Source organism: Zunongwangia atlantica 22II14-10F7, from assembly GCF_002094855.1.
Taxonomy (GTDB): Bacteria; Bacteroidota; Bacteroidia; order Flavobacteriales; family Flavobacteriaceae; genus Zunongwangia; species Zunongwangia atlantica.
The window spans coordinates 1-23,699 of record NZ_ARYN01000003.1 but is presented as its reverse complement, the minus strand read 5'-3'; the positions used below and the strand labels follow the sequence as shown (position 1 = coordinate 23,699).

Sequence of the window (23,699 nt, the reverse complement as noted above, 5' to 3'; positions counted from 1 at the left end):
GTTTTCAAAACCTATGAGGTTTATTTATTAGCGCCGCTAAAGGGTGAATACCCCGAGGTACTTTACTTGGGATAGATAAATATCAAGATTGTACAAATTCAGAGCATATTTTTAAAAAGATGAAAGCTGATTGCTAAGAGCTAAAAGCTTCTGATAATTGCTAATTGATTATTGTATTTTGAAAAACCTGCCTACTGAGACTTTTTACTGCCAACTGAAGAGAACTTCTCGATACAACAAATTTCTCCATTACATTCCGAAATTTCCCACTCGAAGTGACACTCAATTAACTTATTAGTTAGACTCGATCGAGTTATAAAAGCTGATTGGGGTGAGATTCCGTATCAAGCACGGAATGACATCAGTTTAAAATAAGCTAAAAGCTTTTCTGCTAATTGTTCATTGTTTATTGACTTTTGAAACCACTTTTCCTGTCGAGCCGTTTTCCGAAGGAAATAATTCGTATTCAAAATCGGGATTTAGGCCTTTTTCTTTTCTGTGGGAAACATAAATAATGGCAGTGTCACTTTGCGCAGCGATTTGATTGATAAGATTAGTGATTTTTAAAGCACTTTTATCGTCTAGCGCTGTAGAAGGTTCGTCCAGAATTAACAACGGTGGATGTTTAATCATGGCGCGAGCGATTAGAAGCATTCGTTTTTCAAGATTGGGCAGATCGTTAAATACTTTTTTAGCTTTTTCCTGAAAACCTAAAGTTTCCAGCCACTGTTTTGCCAAAGCTTTCTGTTTGTCGCTTGGTTTTTGATACAAACCAACGCTATCTACCAATCCAGAGATCACCATATCTTCAACCGTATTTCTACGATTAAACATTTCAGTTAAAGCAGGAGAAAAATAGCCAATCTTCTTCTTGATATCCCATACAGATTCACCGCTGCCTTTTTTCTTTCCGAAGAGAAAAAGATCAACACCGTAAGCTTTGGGGTTATCGCCGTAAACCATGCTCAAAATCGTGGTTTTTCCTGAACCGTTTGGGCCAGTAAGTTTCCAAAATTCACCACGTTTCACTTCCCAGCTGATATTCGTTAAAATTGGGCGATTTTCATAAGAAACATTAACTTTTTGCAGTTTGATAAGGCTTTCAGGAATATTTTCAAAAACTTTAGGAGCAGGCGGAATCGTTTTTACTTCATCTAAAAATTGCTTCTTATTTTCGCTAAAATCGGATTTATTTTTCAGGATAACTTTTCCGTCTGAATCAAAAGTGAGCACCTTATCGATAAAAGCTAAAATATCTTCTTCCCTTCTAAAGATTTGCAGCATCGCAAAATCAGATTTTACTTCAGCCAATCTAGACTTAAAACTCGCTACAGATTGTACATCCAAACAATCGAAAGGATCGTCTAAAATGAGGTATTCTGGTTCCTTTTTCAGTAAAAACTCGAGTAAAGCCTTACGTTTTTCACCACTTGAAAAAGTCCGAAAGCTGCGATCCTGACCATTTACTAAAACCGAATTTCCATGTTTTTGATCTTCTTTTATAAAACTTTGAAGAACAGCTTCAGAATGTTCTAATCCTTTTTTATGCTGAAATTCTTCAAATCCAGGTACTTTTTTATCCTTTTTCAGATCATCAATTAGCTGGGAAACCAACTTGTGATCCTCTGCATAAATTGCAATATGTGTCATAAATTAATTCAAATTCCGCAGCCAATCGGTTAATCGCTCACTCCAGCTTTCCAGGTAATAAACTCCGTTTGCCAGCGAAAATCCGTGACCACCTTTGGGGTAAATATGCATTTCTGTCTGCACCTTATTTTCTTGTAAAGCCTTGTACATTCTAAGGCTATTTTCAACCGGCACCGTCTGGTCGTCACCGGTATGTAATATAAATGTTGTTGGGGTGTTTTCTGTAACCTGCAGATCATTAGAAAACTGTTTTTCTAATGCAGCAGTTGGATTTTTGCCCAGTAAATTATCGCGAGAACCCTGGTGGGTAATTTTTGGATCCGTACTAATTACGGGATAGATAAGAATCATAAAATCCGGCCGAATTTCTTCGGAATCTATGTCGTCTATTGCTGAATAAAAAGCGTTCTGAAAATGCGTCCCTAAAGTCGACGCTAAATGTCCGCCGGCAGAAAAGCCCATCACACCAACTTTCTCTTTATCGATATTCCAATCTGAAGCATTTGCGCGCAGCATCCTAATACCTCGTTGCGCATCCTGAAGCGGTGCTTTAAAATTTTCTTTTACTGAAGCTGAACCCGGCAACCTGTATTTTAAAACTCCGGCTGCAATTCCTTTTGAATTTAGATATTTTGCAATTTCGGTGCCTTCCCAATCGTAAGCCAAACCAGCATAACCACCACCGGGACACACTAAAACTGCCTGCCCATTTGCTGAAGCCTGCGGCGGAAGATAAACTTCTAAAGTTGGTTGCTGTACTTTGGAGATCCAACTAATAGTATTCACATCGATCTCTTCCTTTTCGTCTGACTTTTGGTAATTAGGCATTTTGCCTTCCGGCCAAAGTGGTAAAGTTTTAATTTGTGCCGAAACTGACAGACTTAAAAACAGGACGAGAACACTAAAGCTTTTCATTAGAATTGAATTATTTAGCATAAATGTAATTAATTCTTGGGGGATAAGAGGGGAATAATTGAAAAACGGCTATCTGTGGTTAGTTTTCAGTAAAGAAAGAAACCGCCGGTTTCCCAATTCAAACCTTTAGGTATTGTCTAACTTTTTCAGCAGAATCCTCACAGGTTTTCAAAACCTGTGAGGATTGATTTTAATAAAACAGCAAACTTTAGATTTTCTAACTTTTTATTGATATCCCGCTGCCTGAAGATTAAATAATTCGGCATATAATTTATCGTTTTTCATCAATTCTTCGTGGGTACCGATTTCTAAAACCGCGCCATTTTTGAGTACCATGATTCGGTCTGCAATTCTTACCGTACTAAAACGGTGTGAAATGATCACCGCAGTTTTGCCTTTAGTAAGATTTATAAAACGATCGAAAGCTTCAGTTTCTGCCCGCGCATCTAATGCTGAAGTTGGTTCATCTAAGATCAAAACTTCGGCGTCTTTCATATACGCCCTGGCGATCGCAATCTTTTGCCATTGACCGCCAGAAAGATCTTTTCCCTGCTTAAATCGTTTTCCTAATTGCTGATCTAATCCTTTTGGAACATCATCGATTACCTGGTTTGCCAGACTTTTCTCGGCTGCAGCATCTAATTTAAATTGATTGTCGATTTCACGAATATCGCCCATTGCAATATTCTCTCGCAGTGTTAATTCAAACTTTACAAAATCCTGAAAAATGACTCCGAAATACTGCTGATATTGGGTTTTATCATATTGCTTTACCGGAATATCTTCTAAAAGAATTTCACCTTCAGTTGGTTCGTAGAAACGGAGTAACAATTTGATCAATGTTGTTTTTCCGGCGCCATTTTCTCCTACAAAAGCCAGTTTTTCACCGGCACGTAATTCAAAATTAATATTCCGAACTACCCATTTATCTGATTTTGGATATTTAAAGCCTACATTTTTAAAACTGAATCCTTTTTTAATTTCCTTCGGAAGTGGTAAACCGTCTATTACGGTGTCTTCATATTTAAGATCTAGAAATTCAAAGTAATCCTGAAGATAAAGTGCACTCTCTGTAATTGCTGTAAAACGAGTGAAAAATCCCTGCAATTTCGATCGTAAACGGTTAAATGAACCCGATAAAAAGGTAAGATCCCCCAAACTAAATACGCCCAAAACCGTTCTGTAAACAATAAGCAAATAAGCGCCATAATAAGCCGAAGTTCCAATCACATTAAAAACCGAACCCCAGCCTGCACGTTTTTTAGCCAGTTTTTTATTCGCTAAATAATATTGATCTGAAAGTGTCTTAAACCGATTCGCCAGATATCCCGAAAGTCCGAATAACTTGACTTCTTTAGCCGTTACATCGCTTGCACCGGCATAACGTAAATAATCGAGTTCGCGGCGCTCTTGTGTCCAGCTTCTGGCTAAAGAATAACTGGTTCCGCTAAACTTGATTTCATTTAAAATCGTTGGAACAATTGAAACTACGAGTAAAATGAGCAACCAGGGTTCAAAAACCACAACACCGGCAAGTAGGGAAATGATCACAATTAGATCTTCGCCCTGGGTAAGAATATTAGACATTAAACCGACTCTTCCGGTGGTTTGCCGTCGTGCTCTTTCTAACTTATCGTAAAATTCAGAATCTTCTAATTGATCTAAATTCAACTCGGCTGTTTTTTCAATAATTTTTACTGAAGTATCTATCGAATATTGATCACCTAGCAAAGCATCTGTAAGTGAAACTCCCCGACTTAAAAGATCTGATAAGATTGCCAAACCAAATTCTGCAGCAACAAAAACCCATAATCTGGAAAGGTCTTTTACTTCAGCATCGATCTGTACCACAACCTCATCTATAATGATCTTCCCAATCTATAATAAAGCCAAAGGAATCACCGCACTTAAAATTCGGCTACCAATATTGGCGTAAAACAAAAACGGATTCACTTTTCGAATCTCTTTAAAGAATCGAGGGACAAATTTTAAAGAAGCAAAACTTTCTTTAAGATTGATCTTATTAGGTTCTAATGACTTTTTTGGTTTTGGCAAATGATATTGGTTTTAGTGGACTTAATAATACATAATTTATAATAATTTCTAATTTCCGCCATTACACACCTGCTCTACACGCAGGAGGTTTAGAGTGGAATCTCATATCATCTAAAAAAATTAGAGGATGAGACCCTGAAACGAGTTCAGGGTGACAGCAATATACTATGGTTTATTTCTAAAAATTAATAGGATATATATTGAAAATGGTCTGAAAATTAACCAAAACCTTACTATGAATTGAAAATAAAAAGCCCCGAAAATGAATTCGGAGCTTTTATAATTTGAGGTTTTTCGAAAATTACTCTTCAGCAACCTGATCTAATAAAACCTCTATACCTTTTTCTAACTGTTGGTCGCGACCTTCGCTAATTACACCCGGCATGTTTTTGACAATAATATCTGGTTCGGTTTGGTTATTTTCCATCCATTCCCCAGCTTTGTTTTTAGCACTCACCGGAACAACGCCCCAGCGTGTGCCATCGGCAAGACCTTCCCAACCTGCAAAACTACAGGTTCCCGGTACCGGCATTCCAATCGTTGTACCAATGTTTAGATCTGTATATCCACTTGCATAGCAATGCCCGTCTGAATACATACTTTCGTTAAATAATGAAAGCGTAGGCTTTGTCCATCGTGAAGTTGGCTCACCACCTACAACTTTAGCTTCAGTTTCGTAAGTGATAAATGGAGTTCCTGTAAAGAAGGCAGCAAGATCTGCAACCAGGTCTCCACCTCCATTAAAACGCGTATCCACGATCACTCCTTCGGTTTCAAAATATTTTCCCATCATATCTTCATAGATCGAACGATAAGGTTCATCGCTCATTCCTGGGATATGCACGTAACCGAGTTTTCCGTTACTTTTTTCTTCAACTTCTTTTCTGTTGATTCTTACAAAACGGTTGTACAATAAACTACGCTCCTGTCCTAAAGAAATAGGCTTCATGGTAATTTGTTTCGGCTCTTTTGCTTCAGGATCTTTAATTTCTAACAACACGAATTTATTAGCTTTATGATTTAGATATTTTGCAATATCCTTATCACTTTCAATCGTTTGGCCATCGATCGCTGTAATTACCATTCCAGGTTCGACATCGTAAGCCGCTTTATCTAATGGCCCACCTTTAATAACTTCAGTAATTTTAATTCCGTCGCCTTCAAAATCGTAATCCATAAAAATTCCTAATGAAGCGGTTTCGTCACCATCGTTGCTGCGGTTACTGTAACGCGCTCCCGAATGCGAAACATTAAGCTCTCCCAACATTTCAGAAAGCATTTCAGCAAACTCATACGAATTTCCAATATGCGGAAGATATTTTTTATACTGAACATATAAAGAGTCCCAGTTTTTACCGTGGAATGTTGGCTCGTAGAAAATATTCTTTGTTCTTATATAAACATGATCGAACATTTTTTCACGCTCGGCATCTTCATCATAATACATATCTCCGGCGATCTTAATTCCTTCAGATTTACCTTTATCAGCATCGATCTTAGAGATATTTCCGCCGCTTAATAAATAAAGATTTTCCTGTTTTTTATCCCAAACTAAACTTCCGCCTCTGGAATTCAGTTTTACAGCCATTTTGGTTTCACCGGTTCTAAGATTGGTTTCCCAAAGGTTGTTTCTATCTTCAAAACTTGATAGGTAATAGATCTTTTCTCCGTCTTTAGAAAGTACAGCATCGCTTAAACTGCTAGAATGTGTGGTAAGACGTTTTTTACGTTCTTCCAGGCCATCCCAATCGAACTTAAGCTCTTTAACTTCTTCGTCTTTCTTATCCTTCTTGTCTTTTTTATCGTCTTTTTTGTCTTCGTCTTTATCAGCTTTCTGAGCTTCTTCAACAGCTTTCATTAGCTTATAATCTTCTTCAGACATATTGAATTTATCATAAGCATCCTGCGTAAAGAACATCGAATACACATCAGCTTCAGTTCTACCGCTGGTGGCGTAACTTTTTAGTCCGTTTCTATTACTAAACCACAACATTTGCTTCCCGTCGTTTACCCATTTTGGATTATAATCCTGGTAGCCACTTTCAGTTAAATTTTCACGCTTACTTCCATCTGCAGCGAGTAATAAAACTTCATTATTGCTTAGTAACTTTCCCCAGCTCATTAACAGCCACTTGCTATCTGGGCTCCAGGTAAAATCTTTATCGCCATCACGCATGGTAAACAGATCATCTGGAGTTAAAAGATCAACTTCTTTTCCTGAAGAAAGATCTTTTACTCTTAAAGTTCTTCTTCCTGAGATATACGCCAGCTTTTTACCATCTGGAGAATATTTTGGGATGTAACTATCGGTCTCAGCTTCGATAACCGGCTCTTCTTTAAGTAAGGTTGAAGCATAGAAAAATGGCTCCTCTTTTCTTACAATTTCGGTTTTATAGATACTCCATTTTCCATCGCGCTCACTAGAATACACTACAGACTTCCCATCTGGTGTAAACGATACAAAACGTTCCTGATTTGGCGTATTCGTAATTCTTTTAGTTAAAGATCCATCTACCGATGTTACAAAAACTTCCCCGCGAGCTACAAAAGCAATCTCTTTACCGTTTGGAGAAACTTCCATTTCCTGAACGCCATCTCTAATATTTATATAATTATCGCTATTATCTAGAGATTGCGTTCTAATAGTTACATTCACTTTGTTAGGCTGGCTACCTTCTTTCATGGTGTATAATTCGCCATCGTAACCAAAGGCTAAAGTCCCATTTCCGTAGCTTAAAAAACGTACCGGAAAACCTTCAAAATCGGTTAATTGCTTAGTTTCTTCAGGATTTTCTAAAGCTAATTTGTGAATATTAAAGTTGCCACTTTCTTCACTTAAGTAAAATAAATTTTCTTCAGAATCATCAAAAATCGGCTGGCGATCTTCTCCTTTAAATGAAGTGATCATCGTGTGTTTATCGCTTTCAACATCGTATTTCCAAAGATCACGAGTTACTGAAGATACATGATGTTTACGCCATTCGTTCTCTCCACCAACTTTATCATGATATACCATAGTTTTCCCATCTTTACTCACCTGAACATATTCTGCCGGAATCGTAAAAATCTGGTCTACACGTCCGCCTTTAGTAGGAACGCTATATAATTCTGGTTGATAGCTGGTAGGAAACTGGCGATGTTCTGCTAAATCCTGGCGAACTGCACCAAAAATAACCGACTTCCCATCTGCGGAAAAACTAAAAGGTTGCTCATCATTACTGTGATACGTTAACCGGGTTGCAGGGCCGCCCAAAGCATCCATTACAAAAACATCAAAATTGCCATAGCGATCTGAAGCAAAAGCTAATTGCTTACCATCTTTGCTCCAAACCGGCATGTAATCGTGCGCTTTATGGAATGTGATCTGTTTTGCATCGCCGCCACTCGCAGCAACCGTAAATAAATTGCCTTTGTAAGTAAAAGCAATCGTTTCCCCATCGGGAGAAATAGATTGATATCGAATCCATTTTGGAGTAACCTGAGCAAAACTTTGCCCAATTCCCAAAAGAATCGCGAAAAGTGAAAAGAAAATTTTCTTCATGTTATGGATTGTTATTTTTGAAGTGATATTGACCTTCCAAAGATGCCAAAAAAAGCTGAGGTACGAAATAGCATGCTCTGGCAGGATTTATTGCTTTCTTCTTGTTTTTAATAAAAGATTTATTTTTTGCTGAAATTCGATAAAATCGCCTCAAAATTTTTAAAAATTCGGTTGTCAGTTATTAATTCTGAAATTGTATCTGGAATGTTATGGGTGTTAAAGCCGACAAATATTTTTATTTTTACGGCATGAAGAACAGAAAGATCAAAAACAGCGAGCTTAATCGTAAATCGGTTGAAGAATTTAAAGAAGCTAAAAAAACACCAATTATAGTTATTCTGGATAATATTAGAAGTCTGAATAACATTGGATCTGTGTTTAGAACGGCCGATGCGTTTTTGATCGAGAAAGTTTATTTATGCGGAATTACCGCCAAACCACCACACAAAGACATTCAGAAAACCGCACTTGGCGCTACCGAAACCGTAGTTTGGGAACATGTTGAAGACACGCTGACTTTGGTTGAAAAACTGAAAGAAGACAACGTAAAAGTATTTTCCATAGAACAGGCTGAAGGTGCTGTAATGCTTAATGACTTTAAACCTGAGATTGGTGAAAAAATCGCTGTAATTTTTGGGAATGAAGTTAAAGGCGTGCAGCAAAAAGTAGTTTCAGCAAGTGATGGCGTAATCGAAATCCCTCAAGCCGGAAGCAAACATTCTTTAAATATTTCAGTAAGTACAGGCGTGATCCTTTGGGATCTCTATTCAAAACTTAAAGCCGCAGATTACAATGCTGCTGGCGGGCATGGACATTAATTTAGTTAGCAGCTTTCAGATGGCAGTTTTTTTAGATCGCTTCGCTGTTAGAAATTAGATCTTAGAAAATAGAGATTCAAGAGTTGTGTGGAAAATTTTGAATTTTGAATGCTGAATTTTGAATTCGTAGACCAATTTTATTTTGAAGATGTCTATGACTCTGTTGACTGCAAACCGTATACTGAAACATACTTCTCGATATAACAAATATCGTTTTAAATTAACCTAGAAATATATATCAAGATTGTATAATTTCAGGAGCTATTTTAGAAACTATAAGCTGATTGCTAAAAGCTAATCGCTAATAACTCTACTGATAATTGTTTATTGATTATTGACTTTTCAGATCTGCCTACTGAGACTGCCTACTGAGACTGTTTACTGCAAACTGCTCACTTTAACTCAATTTCCTTCAGCAATTTTAAATAATCTGCCCTGTTATTCACAAAATCCATTTCAGAAATATCAATTATCTGGACTTTCATGTTGGTTTGAGATTTTATAAAAGAGAGATAACTTTTATTGATGTTCATTAAATATTCAGGTTGAATATTTTGCTCGTATTCACGACCTCTTTTTTTGATATTCTGAAGTAATCTTTCTGTGTTTTGATAGAGATAAATGTATAGATCTGGTTTTACCAGTTCTTTATACATTAAATGAAACAACTTTTGATAAAGCGAATATTCGTCTTCTTCCAGCGTAATTTTTGCAAAGATCAGTGATTTAAAAACATCGTAATCTGAAATCACAAAGTCTTTAAACAAATCGTATTGCGCTAAATCATCAGATAATTGCTGATAACGATCGGCCAAAAAAGACATTTCTAAAGAAAAAGCATAACGTTCCTGATCTTCGTAGAATTTAGGTAAAAAAGGATTGTCTTTAAATCGTTCTAAAATAAGCTTCGCATTAAAATCCTGAGAAACCATGGTGGAGAAACTGGTTTTCCCGGCACCAATATTCCCCTCTACCGCGATATAATTACAGGAGCTAAATTTATTTGTGATCTTTGGTGCTTTTAGCTTTGCATCGATTTTCGATAATTCAGCATCATCTTTTACTTCAAGTAATAATTGCTGAATTTTCTTTTTCAGTACGGGATGAATTTCATTCGAAGCAATATCATTTAACGGCTGCAATACAAAACGCCGATGCTGAATTTGTGGATGAGGCAGCGTTAAAATTTCAGTTTCGCATACTTCATCTTCAAACAATAAAACATCAAGATCTAATGTTCGATTTTGGTAATTTTTAGCTTCTGTTCTTTTTCTTCCAAAATGAGCTTCGATCGCTAATAACTTCCGTAGCACATCTTCCGCAGTAAAACGGGTAGAAACAGTAATACAGGCATTAAGAAAAGCATTTCCTGTAAAACCCCAGGCCGGTGTTTCATAAACCGAAGAAATTTGTACAATCTCACCAATCTCTTCAAAGATCTTATTTACGGCATTTTGTAAAATTTCAAAACGCTCTCCTTCATTGCTTCCCAGCGCTATATGTACTATCTTAGGGGATTTCAAACTGTAATTAAGAAAAGTTTAATAAGGAATCTGCTATAATTTCACAGCAAATTAAGCAAAACAAATGCACATACCCTTAATTTTGTGGGTAAGTATTTTAAAAAAATAATTTGGCAAAACTCTACTTAAAAGATAAACTCACGGCGTATAGATTTTACCTGATTCTGGCCGCTTTGTTCATTGCATCACTGGTAGTTTCTAATTTGATATTTCAGAAGTTTTTTAGCTGGGATTTTTTCGGCATTTATACTTTCGAGATTTCGGTGGGTATTTTGCCATATCCGGTTACGTTTTTAATTACCGATATTATTAGTGAGGTGTATGGAAAAAAGAAAGCCAACCAGGTGGTCACCGCCGGGATCTTTGCCTCGCTCTTTTCTTTATTGATCGTTTATACCGCAGATGCTGTACCGGCTACAGATTGGTCGCCAATTGGTGACGAGCTTTTTAAAACCGTTTTTGGCGCAACCGCTATTGCTGTAATTGCTTCGATGCTGGCTTATTTACTGGCGCAATACATCGATATTCAGCTTTTTCACTTTTGGAAAAAACTCACCAAAGGGAAACATCTTTGGATTAGAAATAACTTTTCGACTTTTCTATCCCAGTTTGTAGATACGTTTTCTGTACTGTTTTTGCTGTGTAGTTTTAATAAAATTGAATGGGATCGTTTTGGAGCGCTTTTGTTAAGCGGATTTTTATTTAAAGTGATCGTTGCGATTTGCGACACTCCATTTTTATATGCAGCGGTATATGCAATGAGAAAGCGTTTTAAGCTGGCTGAAGGCGAAGAAATTGTTTTAGAAGAAGAAGATTAAATCGGGAATCATATTCCGAAAAATTACTACTACTTAACCTTAGTTACGATGAAAAAAGTATTTAAAATTATAGGAATAACACTGCTTGTAATTATAGTATTACTAATTGCAGCGCCGTTTCTATTTTCGTCTCAAATAGAGAATTTCGTTAAAAAGACGATCAATAATAATGTAAACGCTAAAGTTGAATTTGCTGATATCGACCTTAGCTTGTTTAGAAGTTTCCCGGAAGCTACAGTAGTTTTAAGCGATGTGAGCGTAATTAATAATGCCCCTTTTGAAGGTGATACACTTGCCGATGTTGAAGAAGTTACCCTGCAAATGAGTATCAAAGAACTTTTTAAAGGTAGCGACGAGCCAAAACGTATTGATGAATTTAAAGTAAATAATGCTTATATCAACATATTGGTGGATTCGTTGGGAAGAGCTAATTACGATATTGCAAAAGTAGATACAACTGCAACAACTACAACTCCTGCAGATACTACCGGAGGTTTTAGTTTAGATCTTCAGCATTACGAGATTAATAATTCGAGATTAAATTATATCGATAAAGGCGCCAAAATGACCTTAAAACTGGAAGAACTAAATCACCAGGGAACCGGAGATTTTTCTTTAGATCAAACCGAATTAGATACCGATACTGAAGCGATCGTTTCTTTTGAGTTTGACAGTATTAATTATTTAAGCCGAAATAAAGTCGATTTAGATGCCGTGATCCAAATGGATCTGGAAAATATGAAATATACGTTCCTTGAAAACGAAGCGCATATTAATCAATTACCCTTAACTTTTGACGGATTTGTTCAGGTAGATGGTGATGATACAAATATAGATCTGACCTTTAAAACCCCATCATCTGACTTTAAGAACTTCCTGGCTGTGATTCCTGAAGTTTATGCCAAGAATATCGAAAATGTAGAAACCAATGGTGATTTTGTGGTTGATGGAATGATAAAAGGAACGGCGAATGAAACTTATATTCCTAAATTAGATATTAAAGTAACTTCAAATAACGCTTCTTTCAAATATCCAGATTTGCCAAAAAGTGTTGAAGATATTAATCTTGATTTGCGTGTTTTAAATGAAACCGGAATTGTAGAAGATACTTACCTTACTTTTAATAATGTGAAATTCAGGATCGATCAGGATCGTTTTGCAGCTAACGGAAGTGTAAAAAACTTGATGGGTAACATGCTTGTTGATCTTGATTTAGATGGAACGCTAAATTTAGCGAATCTCGATAAAGCTTATCCTTTAGATATGGATCTAGATCTAAACGGAATTTTAACTGTTGATGCTTCTACAAGTTTTGATATGAACAGTATCGAAAAGGAACAGTATCAAAACGTAAAGAGTAGCGGTACGGCAGCGATCAAAAACTTTAGTTATAAATCACCAGAAATCCCGAATGAAATTAAAATTTCCAGCGCAAGAGTCAATTTAAGCCAGGGGAATGTTTCTGTTCCTGAACTAAATTTAACTACCGGGCAAACCGATTTGCAGGCAACAGGTTCTATTCAGAATTTAATGGGCTTCCTGTTTACCGATCAGGAATTAAAAGGTGACTTCAATGTGAAATCCAACACCTTTGCGGTGAACGATTTTATGGTGGCTCAAACTGAAGAAAAGCCGGTGGCAACTTCCGAAGAAAATACGTCTGAAACACCTAAAACTGAAAAAGTAGCAACGGGAGAAGAAGCAATTAAAATCCCGTCTTTCTTAGATGTAGCACTTACTTTCAACGCGAATAATATTCTTTACGACAACCTGAAGCTTACGAATGCGAAAGGGAAATTGATTATTCGTGATGAAACCGCGACACTGCAAAATATCACGACAGATATTTTTAATGGAAATATCGCGCTAAATGGTAATGTTTCTACAAAAACAGAAACGCCAACTTTCGATATGTCGCTAGATCTAAATGCGATTAGTATTGCTGAATCTTTTAACGGATTAGAATTAATGCAGGGACTGGCGCCAATCGCCAACGCACTGCAGGGTAAAATCCAAACGAACCTGAATCTAAAAGGTAATCTGAATAACGATCTTACGCCAATTCTAACCAGTTTAGCTGGTGACGCTTTGGCTCAAATCTTAACGGCAGATGTAAATCCAGAGAAAATGCCGTTGTTGACTAAGTTAGACAGTCAGCTTAATTTTATTGATTTAGATAAACTGAATCTTAATAATCTTAAAACGAAACTATCTTTTAAAGATGGGGCTGTGAATATTCAGCCATTCGATTTTAAAATAAAAGATGTTTTGGTGCAGATTTCGGGAAGTCATGGTTTTGATATGAATATGAATTATAAGCTGAATTTGGATGTGCCGGCGAAATATTTAGGAAACCAGGTAGGAAACACCTTAAGCCAGCTTAGCGGATCGAGTTTGCAAGATACCAAAGTTGAAATTCCTGTTGGATTGAGTGGAACTTTCCAAAGTCCGCAAATTAATTTGAATATGCAGCAGGCGATTAATAGTTTAACTTCAAAGATTGTTGAAGAGCAAAAAAATAACCTGAAAGACAAAGGTAAAAATGCTTTAAACGATCTTATTAATAAACAACTGGGTAAAAATAACCAAAATCAGCAAACAGCTACAGATAGCACAGCGACTACAACGCCGCAAACTAAAGCTGATTCAACAAAAACTCAGGAAAAGAAAATTGAAGACGCTGCAAAATCTATTTTAGGAGGCTTGCTGAATAGGAATAAACAGAAGAAAGATACCGCACAGTAGATCAGTTTGCAGAGAGCAGTCTCAGTTGGCAGGTTTACAAAATTCAATAAACAATAATCAATTAGCCTGAAAGCTTTTTGCTGTTAGCGATCAGCTTTCAGCAAATTTTAAAGGACGTAGAAATCGCTCAATTTCTTTATTGTTTATTTCTTGTGATAAAGCGAGCTAGAAGCAATTAAGATGAAAAAATTAATGATACTTACTTTCCTCTTCTGTTTTGGGATTAATTATTGTTTTGGACAGAGTATTCAGGAAATCTTTAAATCATTTCCATCAACGTATATACCTGAAATGACGAATGAAGCAAAGGACTCATTATCGGAGAACGGCACCTATATTTTTCCGAAAGCTGAGGATTACATGGAAACTATGAAAGCTGACTACTGGACCGAAAATAATTACATTAGATTACAATATTACTTTCCGGATGGACCCAGCGGTTTTTTTATTATTGAATTGAAGAAATTCCAAAAGAATGATGGTACACCTATCGTGGTTTATTCGAAATTCGGTGGTTCGCCTAAAGCTTTTGACCAGCATATTCTAATGACTTTTAGTTATGAAAATAATTCCCTAGAACCAATTGAGAATCTAGGGCTACCAAAAACCATTGAAACAAAAGAGTTTTTGAAAGAAAAGATACTGGATAGCTTAGATGGAAAAAAGCTTAATATGAACACGAGCTACAGTTTAAAAACAAATGATAATAATTGTGTAGAATACAACATTTATCCAGAAATAGCCCCATATTACGAATGGGTTAAAACAGAGAAATTTTCATATATATGGAACGGAGAAAGATTTGAACCTAAAGAAAATTAATTATGTTTTTAAGTAGGAAATTGTGCAATGAGATTAAAAATCTATTGTATCAAAATATTTATTATTCAAAACTAAAAAAAAATAAACCCTTCTGAAATTATATAATTCAGAAGGGTTTAAATGTATTTGGGAATTAATTAAATAAAATTCTCTTTCAAAAATTCGGCATATCGGTTTAGTTCTTTCGGAACATCTGCGTTCTTTTCCATATCATGAAAATGAATAGAATTTAGATATTCTAAACCAATAAATTTATTCATCTTATGAAAACCGAAAAGTATCCCTTCATCTACAGATGTTTTATCGAAAAATTCTCCTTCCATTTCAAATGCCGCTTTAGGTGCATTCCAACTCGATGTCAGAATATATTTCCTGCCCTGTAAACTACCACCGGTACCATAATTTATTGCAGGATTGTCACGGCTTCTACCATCATTTCTATACAATCCGTTATCGTGACCGGCTGTAAAAACTTTATCGATATATTCTTTAAAAGCGAACGGTAACTGAAACCACCATATTGGTGTGTGATAAATAATAACATCAGCCCATTGGTATTTTTCTACCTCTTCTTGCAAATCGTAATATTTTCCTATTTGAGTGGTTTTAACCTGATAATTACCGCTGGTCTCAAAAAACTCTTTTGTTTGCTCTAATAATGTTCTATTAAACTTTCCTGGAGAATGAGCAAAAGGAAACCCTCCATTTATGATGAATATGTTCTTCATACTTTATCCTGTTTAAGGACAAAATTAAGCTCTATTGGAGTATTATTAAAATAATACATTTTATACTTTTGTATAATTAATATTATAGTAATGGTAAATCTGGAATGGTATCGAAGCTTTATAGCTATTTATAAAATGGGTACTTTAACTAAGGCTGCAGAATCGCTTTATACTTCGCAACCTGGCATAAGTCTACACTTAAATGCATTAGAATCGTATACCGGTAAAAAACTTTTCGAAAGAACATCAAGAAGAATGATTCCTACAGAGCACGCCAGGCAACTATACAATCATACTATAGACGCCATAGAGCACCTGGGAAAAGCTGAATTACACTTCAAAAAAACCTCAAAAAAGATAAAACCCTCGGTTAATATTGGAATGTGTACAGAAATTTTTCAAACTATATTAGAAACAGAAATTCCAGAAATATCTTTCAATCTTGTCGCAAAATTTGGTGACCATTCAAATTTGATTAAAGATCTGGAAGATGGGATTTTAGACTTAGTAATTACTCCAAAGATCACATCTAAAAATAATCCTTTGGTAGAATATCAAGCCTTTACAAAAGAAAAGATCATTCTTGTGGCAGGAGGGCCTACAGATCTTACTAAAGTTAAAGAGTTTATACAGCGTAGTGATCTAAAAAAACTGGAAAGTTTTTTAAAACAGCAAACTTGGTATAGTGCAACAAATGATGAAATGGAACATTTTAGCAGATTTTGGTTTGAAAACTTTAAAAAGAGACCCGATTTTAAACCTAATTATATCTTACCGAATATGGGATCTATAATACGTTCTCTTGAAAAAAATTCTGGTTTTGCGGTTATTCCAGATTTTTTAGTAGAGAAATCTATTCAGGAGAAAAAGATCGTACATGTGTGGAGTGGAACAAACCATATTATAAATATTCTACATTTTGCTACAAAGAAAAATTTTCAATTTAAATCTGAAATAGATAGCATAAAAGAAATATTCTTAAAGAAAATGTCAAGAATTTAATTCATAAAACTCCGCTAAAATTATACAATCTTATTAGGTATTTTTTATTGGCACCGCCATAGGGTTTAATACCCTGAGGTAGTTTATTTGATAGTTATAGTATTTGCTTCAGCGATATTTGCCGGTGTTTTAGTAATGAACTTTGCCAGTAGAATATTTTGTCCTTTTTGGGAGGTAGGGATTTCCTTTAAAATTAATTTCAGGATATAATTTTTATCTAGCTTACAGATAACATAATCTAAATCTAAAACCTCTTCGTCTATTTGGACTATAACAGGATTTTTAATATCTGTTTGCTCTAAAATAAGATCATTTATAGATACATATTCAGGCTGATATTCCTCTTTATAGCTTAAAATTATTTTACCATCAAATTGGATATTATGAAGTGTAAAAGGCTCTTTGTCTACTTCCAGATTTTCTATTTTATCAGGATTTAATGAACTATACATCGTCTGATTCCCAACAAACTCATCTTCAATAAATAAAGCAACCTGATCTTCTTCATCAGCTCCATTAATTAGGTTTATAACCTGCATTTCGGAATCTTCAGAATACTTTTTGGAGTAATGATTCATTTCCTGGCCAAAAGCTACAGAAGTTAAAAAAAATAGCAGGGCAAGATTCGATAATTTCAGCATAATTTTAGTTTTTCAATATAAAAGAACAAACAGACTATTGCTCTATTTTCTTGATGATTTTACAAGGATTTCCGGCAGCGAAAACATCATTTGGAATATCTTTAGTCACTACGCTTCCCGCACCAATAACTGCACGATTTCCAATTTTAACTCCGGGGCAAATCGTAACATTTCCACCAACCCAAACATCTTCACCAATTTCTATGGCTTTAGAAAATTCGAGCATCGAGGCACGCTCTTTTGCATTTAATGGATGTGAAGCCGTGTAGATTTGCACATTGGGACCAAACATACTTCTGGAGCCAATTTTCACTTCCATTCCGTCTAAAATAACACAATTAAAATTGAAATAAACTCCTTTTCCTGTTTTAATATTATAGCCGTAATCACAGTAAAAAGGAGGTTGTATAAAGAGTCCTTTCCCACCTTCAGGAATTAATTCTTTCAGGATAGATTTTAGTTTTTCAGGTTCATCTTCTGGGCAGGAATTATACTTTTTCATTAACTCGCGAGCTTTTAACCGCTCGGCAGTCAGTTCTTTATCTCCGGCGAAATACAATTCACCGGCAAGCATTTTTTCCTTTTCAGATTTCATAATTATAGCATTAACTTACCTGAATTTCTACTACAAAACCTTCGTGGGCTCTTACGTTAAAAACGGTCCCATCTTCAAATAAAAGATATTGTCCTTTTATTCCTTTTAATGTTCCCTGGTAAAAAGGCGATTTTGTAAGATTTAAGGTCTTTATTTTCTTCGGAAATTGCTTTACCGGAAATTTAATTTCTGTTTCTTTTTGATCGGCTAAAAAGTAAGCTTTGGCCTCTTCAGGAATAAAATCTTTCAGTTTTTCGCGCTCTTCTTCAAGATTTAGATCCAAAATATCGTTGGTAAGCATCTTTCGCCAATTGGTTTTATCTGAAACATGATCCTTAAGCGCAACTTCAGTAATTCCGGCTAAATAACGATTAGGAACTTCAGCAATTTCAATCGCCTCGTGCGCACCCTGGTCGATCCATCTTGTAGGTACCTGGGTTTTTCGGGTTACCCCAACTTTTACATTGCTGGAATTCGCTAAATATACAATATGAGGTTGCAGCTGAACACTTTTTTCATATTCAAGGTCACGATCTTCCTGGTCTAAATGTGCTTTACTTAATTCGGGTTTCATAATCCAATCTCCGGCCTGCGGAATCGAGCTAAAGCAATCATAGCAAAATCCCTGGCGAAAAATCTTCTTTTGTTGCCCACAATTTAAACATTGAAAACGTAAAAAATTAAGACTAATAGTTTTGTCTAAAAGTTGATTAAGATTTAAAAAATCATTCTCAAAATCAAGATAATACTCTACTTCGTCTAGTAATTCTGTTTTCATTTTGGTAAGCACACCCTCGTATCTCATAGCTTTTTCGTATATTTTTAACTGATGCGTTTTTGCAGGCTTCAAAGAATCGATTATTTTTAACCGACCAACCAAAAAGCTCTGCCAAGAGCTGATAAATATATAATAAATAAATGCCAATTCCATTAGTAAATTCCATTGCTTCCTGGTTCTTAAAGAAGCGTATCCATCAAATGGAATTATTTATAAAATATCCAAACGAGGTACAGGAAGAACTACTAAAAGAGCTTATTAATAAAGCTCGAAATACTGAAATTGGTAGAAAATTCAACTTTTCTGAAATTAAGAATTATCGAGATTTTGCCAGTCGCGTACCAGTGCATTGCTACGAAAATTATTACGAAGCCATTGAAAGAAGTAGGCAGGGAGAAACCAATATTTTTTGGCCAACGCCAATTAAATGGTTTGCAAAATCTAGCGGAACCACCAATGCAAAAAGTAAGTTTATCCCTGTAAGTGAAGATTCGCTGGAAGATTGTCATTATGCGGCAGGGAAAGATTTGCTTTGTATGTATTTAAATAACAATCCAGAGTCGCAATTATTTACAGGAAAGAGTTTACGTCTTGGCGGAAGTAAGGAAATTTATAAAGAAAACGGAACCAGTTTTGGAGATCTTTCGGCTATTTTAATCGATAATATGCCTTTTTGGGCAGAATTTAGTAGTACGCCAAGTAATGAGGTTTCGCTAATGCACGATTGGGAAACCAAAATGGGGGCGATTGTTAGAGAAACCATTCAGGAGAATGTAACCAGTCTTGCTGGAGTACCTTCCTGGATGCTTGTTTTGCTGAATAATGTTTTAGAGCATACCGGTAAAGAAAGCATTTTTGAAGTTTGGAGAAATATTGAAGTTTATTTTCATGGCGGAGTAAGCTTTGATCCTTATGCGGTACAATACCAAAAGATTTTGCCGAATGAAGACTTTAGGTATTACGAGATCTATAATGCTTCAGAAGGTTTTTTTGCCTGCCAGGATCAAAACGACAATAAAGAAATGTTGTTGATGTTGGACTACGGAATTTTCTATGAGTTTATCCCTATGGATAGCTACGGAAGTGAAGCCGAAAAAATTATTCCTTTATCTGAAGTTGAAGTTGGTAAGAATTATGCGATTGTGATTACTACAAATGCCGGACTTTGGCGCTATAAAGTAGGAGATACCGTAAGATTTACATCAACCAGCCCTTATCGAATTAAGGTTTCAGGAAGAACCAAACACCATATTAATGTTTTTGGGGAAGAATTAATTGTTGAAAATGCTGAAGCTGCCTTAAAAAAAGCTTCCCTTACCAATAATTGCGAAATTGTAGATTATACGGCTGCTCCTGTTTTTATGGAAGGAAAAGAAAAAGGTGCGCATGAATGGATTATTGAGTTTAAACATCCGCCAAAATCGATGGACGAGTTTAATGTAGATTTAGATTTGGCGCTACAACAGGTAAATAGTGACTACGAAGCCAAGCGCTATTTAAATATGACGCTTAATGCTCCTAAAGTTCATGTAGCCCGAGAAAAATTATTTCATGACTGGTTAAAGAAAAACGGAAAACTTGGCGGTCAGCATAAAATCCCAAGATTATCAAATTCTAGAGATTATGTAGAGGAATTATTGGGGATGATGTAGAAGTATTTAGTTTACAGTTATCAGCTTTCAGTCTTAAAAAGAATCATAGCTGAAATTATACAATCCTGGTATATTTTTTAGTTCTAACATTCCTATAACTGTCGGTGTTAGTCGAGAAATCTATATTGTTTATATAAGAGAGAGTTCTATTTCGCTTGGCTGCCGGCGACGCAGGGTAGAGATGACAAGATTTGAATCGCATGTCACTTCGAGTGATGAATTTTGAAAAAAAAACAGGAGAAATTTCATTCTATTAAGATGTTAAATCAAGTCCGTTTACTAAACAAACAGGGTATGTGATTTTGAAGTGGAGAGGTTTAGAATAAAGAAAACGTTTATAAAATCTTGTAATTAGATTTTCTTTTTCAATTCGGAATATTCAACTTAGTTCACTGTTCACTGTTCACTGTTCACTGTTCACTGTTCACTGTTCACTGTTCACTGTTCACTGTTCACTGTCAAAAAAATGTGAATAAAAGTCGGTTTCAAATTTTCTAATCGCAAAGAGGTTTCAGTATTTTAGCGTTTCTAAAAATTCCTTGGTTTGGCAGCAAAAAAAGAAGCAAAAGTGACCCCTTTAATGAAGCAATATTTAGCAATAAAAGCTAAATATCCAGATGCAATGTTATTGTTTAGAGTTGGGGATTTCTATGAGACTTTTGGGGCAGATGCTGTGGTAGCTGCCAGAATTTTAAACATTGTTCTAACCAATAGAAATAACGGCGGCGAGCGTAGCGAGCTTGCAGGTTTTCCACATCATTCTTTAAACACGTATTTGCCTAAGCTTGTAAAAGCAGGGCAGCGTGTGGCTATTTGCGATCAATTAGAAGATCCAAAAATGACCAAAAAGATCGTAAAACGTGGAGTAACCGAATTGGTGACTCCGGGTGTAGCTTTAAGCGACGAGGTTTTAAATAGTAAATCGAATAATTTTCTTTGTGCCATTCACTACGGAAAAAGAAATCTTGGAATTTCGTTTTTGGATGTTTCTACGGGTGAATTTTTAACCGCTCAGGGAACACAGGAATACATTGATAAATTGCTTCAGAACTTTAACCCGAGCGAGGTTTTAATTCAGAAGAAATATAAAAAGAATTTTGCGGCAGATTTTGGTGAAGATTACCATGTTTTTTATCTGGAAGATTGGGTTTTTAAAAATGATTTTGCCAGCGAAACTTTAAACGGGCATTTTAAGACCAATTCTTTAAAAGGTTTTGGGGTTTCGCATTTAGAGGAAGGCATTATTGCTTCAGGAGCGATTCTTCATTACCTGGCCGAAACTCAGCATAACAAACTTCAGCATATCACTGCGATAAATCGAATTGCAGAAGAAGAATATGTTTGGATGGATCGATTCACCATTAGAAATCTCGAATTATATCATAGTAATGCCGCCAATGCGGTAACGCTTTTAGATGTGATCGATAAGACGATTTCGCCTATGGGGGGGCGATTGCTAAAACGCTGGTTGGCGCTGCCATTAAAGAATTCAGAAAAAATAAAAAAGCGCCACGAGGTTGTAGGTTATCTTTTAGAACATCCCGAGGTTTTATATAAAATTCAGGAGCAGGTAAAAGAAATGAGCGATTTAGAACGCTTAATTTCAAAAGTAGCAACGGGTAAAGTTTCACCGCGAGAAGTTATTCAGCTTAAAAATTCTTTAGAAGCCATTATTCCGGTAAAGGAAACAGCTTTAGGATGTGAGAATGAAGCTTTAAAAGTGATTGGCGATAATTTACATGCCTGTGAGTTGCTTAGATCTAAAATAACCGAAAGTATTAACGAGGAAGCGCCGGTATTGGTGCAAAAAGGAAATGTGATCGCCAGGGGATTTCATAAGGAACTGGACGAACTTCGAGATATCGCATTTTCGGGAAAAGATTACCTCGATAATATGTTGGAGCGAGAAAGTGCTGCAACCGGAATCACTTCATTGAAAATTGGGAATAACAATGTTTACGGTTACTATATCGAAGTGCGAAACACGCATAAAGATAAAGTGCCGGCTGAGTGGGTTAGAAAACAAACGCTGGTAAATGCTGAACGTTATATTACTGAAGAATTAAAAGAATACGAAGCGAAAATTTTGGGAGCCGAAGAGAAAATATTGCAACTAGAGCAAAATCTATTTTCGAAATTGGTGCTTTGGATGAACGATTATATTCAGCCTGTACAGCAAAACGCCCAGCTTATTGCGCAGTTAGATTGTTTATGTTCGTTTGCGCAACAGGCAAAGATCGAGCAATACTGTAAGCCAGAAATTGAAGAAGGATTTGAATTACAAATTGAAGACGGTCGCCATCCCGTGATCGAAAAGCAATTGCCTATTGGGGAATCTTACGTGACCAATAGCGTTTTCTTGGATAGAGAAGAGCAGCAGGTGATTATGATTACCGGGCCAAATATGAGTGGTAAGTCGGCTATTTTGCGTCAAACCGCTTTAATTGTACTTATGGCACAAATGGGAAGTTTTGTGCCCGCAAAAGCTGCGAATATAGGTTTAGTGGATAAAATTTTTACGAGGGTAGGAGCCAGCGATAATATTTCGATGGGAGAATCTACGTTTATGGTAGAAATGAACGAAACAGCGAATATCCTGAATAATATTTCTGAACGAAGTTTAGTGCTTCTGGATGAAATTGGTCGTGGAACAAGTACTTATGATGGGATTTCGATCGCCTGGGCAATTAGTGAATATTTACATGAACATCCATCGCGCCCAAAAACGCTTTTTGCAACGCATTATCACGAGCTAAATGAAATGTGCGATACCTTTAGCCGAATAAAGAATTATAATGTCTCTGTAAAGGAATTAGAAGATAATGTTCTTTTTCTGCGGAAGCTGGTTCCCGGTGGTAGCGAGCATAGTTTCGGGATTCATGTAGCGAAAATGGCAGGAATGCCACAACAGGTGTTGCATCGCGCAAATAAGATTTTACAAAAGCTGGAGCAAACTCATAAAATGGAAGAAAGTAGCGAGGTTTTAAAAAAATCTGCTGAAGAAGAGATGCAACTCAGTTTTTTTAATTTAGATGATCCTTTACTGGAAGATTTGCGAGACGAATTGATAAGTATTGATATTGATACACTTACGCCGGTTGAGGCTTTAATGAAGTTAAACGAGATAAAACGAATGCTCTCGGTAAAACAAAAAAAGAAGCGAGAAAACGAAAAAAAATAAAAAAAAGCTTTGTCGTTTTAAGAAATGTGCTAAATTTGCATCCGCAATAAACAATTGCGCATCGGTAAAACCGAAAGTTCTTTTAAATACGCGAAAATAGCTCAGTTGGTAGAGCGCCACCTTGCCAAGGTGGAGGTCGCGGGTTCGAATCCCGTTTTTCGCTCAGTATATATAGCATTATGCTCGGATGGTGGAATTGGTAGACACGTTGGACTTAAAATCCAATGAACAGCAA

Annotated in this window: 15 protein-coding genes, 1 tRNA gene and 1 pseudogene; 8 read left to right on the top strand and 9 right to left on the bottom strand. The window is 36.0% G+C overall.

The window, feature by feature from the left end; translation table 11 throughout:
• Positions 1 to 399 precede the first annotated feature (399 nt).
• From IIF7_RS03815 to IIF7_RS03800, 4 genes and pseudogenes are all read right to left on the bottom strand, one after another.
• Positions 400 to 1,650 carry an ATP-binding cassette domain-containing protein gene (locus IIF7_RS03815; RefSeq protein WP_084840356.1) on the bottom strand — a complete coding sequence of 417 codons (1,251 nt, stop codon included), beginning with the start codon at positions 1,648 to 1,650 and terminating at the stop codon, positions 400 to 402.
• A gap of 3 nt (positions 1,651 to 1,653) precedes the next feature.
• On the bottom strand, positions 1,654 to 2,565 hold the full coding sequence (locus IIF7_RS03810) for an alpha/beta hydrolase (RefSeq protein ID WP_084840355.1): 912 nt from the start codon (positions 2,563 to 2,565) through the stop codon (positions 1,654 to 1,656).
• A 225-nt stretch (positions 2,566 to 2,790) separates the two neighbouring features.
• Positions 2,791 to 4,620: pseudogene (locus tag IIF7_RS03805) on the bottom strand (ABC transporter ATP-binding protein).
• 301 nt (positions 4,621 to 4,921) lie between these two features.
• Complete coding sequence (locus IIF7_RS03800; protein WP_084840354.1) at positions 4,922 to 8,161, bottom strand: S41 family peptidase; 3,240 nt, start codon at positions 8,159 to 8,161, stop codon at positions 4,922 to 4,924.
• 248 nt (positions 8,162 to 8,409) lie between these two features.
• Between IIF7_RS03800 and IIF7_RS03795 the strand changes: the two genes are divergently transcribed.
• Positions 8,410 to 8,979 carry an RNA methyltransferase gene (locus IIF7_RS03795; RefSeq protein WP_084840552.1) on the top strand — a complete coding sequence of 190 codons (570 nt, stop codon included), beginning with the start codon at positions 8,410 to 8,412 and terminating at the stop codon, positions 8,977 to 8,979.
• A 392-nt stretch (positions 8,980 to 9,371) separates the two neighbouring features.
• Here the strand turns inward: IIF7_RS03795 and folK are convergent, their stop codons facing one another.
• Complete coding sequence (folK, locus tag IIF7_RS03790; RefSeq protein WP_084840353.1) at positions 9,372 to 10,502, bottom strand: 2-amino-4-hydroxy-6-hydroxymethyldihydropteridine diphosphokinase; 1,131 nt, start codon at positions 10,500 to 10,502, stop codon at positions 9,372 to 9,374.
• A gap of 110 nt (positions 10,503 to 10,612) precedes the next feature.
• On the opposite strand from folK, the gene IIF7_RS03785 reads away from it, so the two are divergent.
• The 3 genes from IIF7_RS03785 to IIF7_RS03775 all read left to right on the top strand — a co-directional run bounded on the left by IIF7_RS03785 (position 10,613) and on the right by IIF7_RS03775 (position 14,887).
• Positions 10,613 to 11,320, top strand: coding sequence for a queuosine precursor transporter (locus tag IIF7_RS03785; RefSeq protein ID WP_084840352.1), 708 nt, complete (start codon positions 10,613 to 10,615; stop codon positions 11,318 to 11,320).
• 48 nt (positions 11,321 to 11,368) lie between these two features.
• On the top strand, positions 11,369 to 14,065 hold the full coding sequence (locus tag IIF7_RS03780) for an AsmA family protein (RefSeq protein ID WP_084840351.1): 2,697 nt from the start codon (positions 11,369 to 11,371) through the stop codon (positions 14,063 to 14,065).
• A 180-nt stretch (positions 14,066 to 14,245) separates the two neighbouring features.
• The gene (locus IIF7_RS03775) at positions 14,246 to 14,887 is read left to right on the top strand and encodes a hypothetical protein (protein WP_139801263.1); all 642 of its coding nucleotides are present in this window, start codon (positions 14,246 to 14,248) and stop codon (positions 14,885 to 14,887) included.
• A gap of 137 nt (positions 14,888 to 15,024) precedes the next feature.
• On the opposite strand, the gene IIF7_RS03770 is transcribed toward IIF7_RS03775, so the two are convergent.
• Positions 15,025 to 15,615, bottom strand: a complete 591-nt coding sequence (locus tag IIF7_RS03770; RefSeq protein WP_084840349.1) for an NAD(P)H-dependent oxidoreductase — start codon at positions 15,613 to 15,615, stop codon at positions 15,025 to 15,027.
• A gap of 90 nt (positions 15,616 to 15,705) precedes the next feature.
• Here IIF7_RS03770 and IIF7_RS03765 point away from each other — a divergent pair, with 90 nt between their 5' ends.
• Entirely contained in the window at positions 15,706 to 16,617 is a 912-nt protein-coding gene (locus IIF7_RS03765; protein WP_084840348.1) for a LysR family transcriptional regulator, read from the top strand.
• Positions 16,618 to 16,700: 83 nt separating this feature from the next.
• On the opposite strand, the gene IIF7_RS03760 is transcribed toward IIF7_RS03765, so the two are convergent.
• The 3 genes from IIF7_RS03760 to IIF7_RS03750 are packed head-to-tail and all read right to left on the bottom strand — an operon-like array spanning position 16,701 to position 18,658.
• A complete protein-coding gene (locus IIF7_RS03760) occupies positions 16,701 to 17,258 on the bottom strand; it encodes a hypothetical protein (RefSeq protein ID WP_084840347.1) in 558 nt (185 codons plus the stop codon).
• 34 nt (positions 17,259 to 17,292) lie between these two features.
• Positions 17,293 to 17,853 carry a sugar O-acetyltransferase gene (locus IIF7_RS03755; protein WP_084840346.1) on the bottom strand — a complete coding sequence of 187 codons (561 nt, stop codon included), beginning with the start codon at positions 17,851 to 17,853 and terminating at the stop codon, positions 17,293 to 17,295.
• Positions 17,854 to 17,863: 10 nt separating this feature from the next.
• The gene (locus IIF7_RS03750) at positions 17,864 to 18,658 is read right to left on the bottom strand and encodes a DUF2797 domain-containing protein (RefSeq protein WP_084840551.1); all 795 of its coding nucleotides are present in this window, start codon (positions 18,656 to 18,658) and stop codon (positions 17,864 to 17,866) included.
• A 113-nt stretch (positions 18,659 to 18,771) separates the two neighbouring features.
• On the opposite strand from IIF7_RS03750, the gene IIF7_RS03745 reads away from it, so the two are divergent.
• The 3 genes from IIF7_RS03745 (at position 18,772) to IIF7_RS03735 (ending at position 23,627) form a co-directional block, all read left to right on the top strand.
• Positions 18,772 to 20,283: a GH3 auxin-responsive promoter family protein gene (locus IIF7_RS03745; protein WP_084840345.1), complete on the top strand. Its 1,512-nt coding sequence runs from the start codon at positions 18,772 to 18,774 to the stop codon at positions 20,281 to 20,283.
• Between the two features lie 580 nt (positions 20,284 to 20,863).
• A complete protein-coding gene (mutS, locus tag IIF7_RS03740) occupies positions 20,864 to 23,464 on the top strand; it encodes a DNA mismatch repair protein MutS (protein ID WP_084840550.1) in 2,601 nt (866 codons plus the stop codon).
• A 90-nt stretch (positions 23,465 to 23,554) separates the two neighbouring features.
• A tRNA-Gly gene (locus tag IIF7_RS03735) sits at positions 23,555 to 23,627 on the top strand.
• Positions 23,628 to 23,699: the final 72 nt, after the last annotated feature.

Bases quoted from the DNA above. Each gene is read 5' to 3' on its own strand.
- IIF7_RS03815 (WP_084840356.1), bottom strand. From the start codon at position 1,650: ATGACACATATTGCAATTTATGCAGAGGATCACAAGTTGGTTTCCCAG.
- IIF7_RS03810 (WP_084840355.1), bottom strand. From the start codon at position 2,565: ATGAAAAGCTTTAGTGTTCTCGTCCTGTTTTTAAGTCTGTCAGTTTCG.
- IIF7_RS03800 (WP_084840354.1), bottom strand. From the start codon at position 8,161: ATGAAGAAAATTTTCTTTTCACTTTTCGCGATTCTTTTGGGAATTGGG.
- IIF7_RS03795 (WP_084840552.1), top strand. From the start codon at position 8,410: ATGAAGAACAGAAAGATCAAAAACAGCGAGCTTAATCGTAAATCGGTT.
- IIF7_RS03780 (WP_084840351.1), top strand. From the start codon at position 11,369: ATGAAAAAAGTATTTAAAATTATAGGAATAACACTGCTTGTAATTATA.
- IIF7_RS03775 (WP_139801263.1), top strand. From the start codon at position 14,246: ATGAAAAAATTAATGATACTTACTTTCCTCTTCTGTTTTGGGATTAAT.
- IIF7_RS03770 (WP_084840349.1), bottom strand. From the start codon at position 15,615: ATGAAGAACATATTCATCATAAATGGAGGGTTTCCTTTTGCTCATTCT.
- IIF7_RS03765 (WP_084840348.1), top strand. From the start codon at position 15,706: ATGGTAAATCTGGAATGGTATCGAAGCTTTATAGCTATTTATAAAATG.
- IIF7_RS03760 (WP_084840347.1), bottom strand. From the start codon at position 17,258: ATGCTGAAATTATCGAATCTTGCCCTGCTATTTTTTTTAACTTCTGTA.
- IIF7_RS03755 (WP_084840346.1), bottom strand. From the start codon at position 17,853: ATGAAATCTGAAAAGGAAAAAATGCTTGCCGGTGAATTGTATTTCGCC.
- IIF7_RS03750 (WP_084840551.1), bottom strand. From the start codon at position 18,658: ATGAGATACGAGGGTGTGCTTACCAAAATGAAAACAGAATTACTAGAC.
- IIF7_RS03745 (WP_084840345.1), top strand. From the start codon at position 18,772: ATGCCAATTCCATTAGTAAATTCCATTGCTTCCTGGTTCTTAAAGAAG.
- mutS (WP_084840550.1), top strand. From the start codon at position 20,864: ATGAAGCAATATTTAGCAATAAAAGCTAAATATCCAGATGCAATGTTA.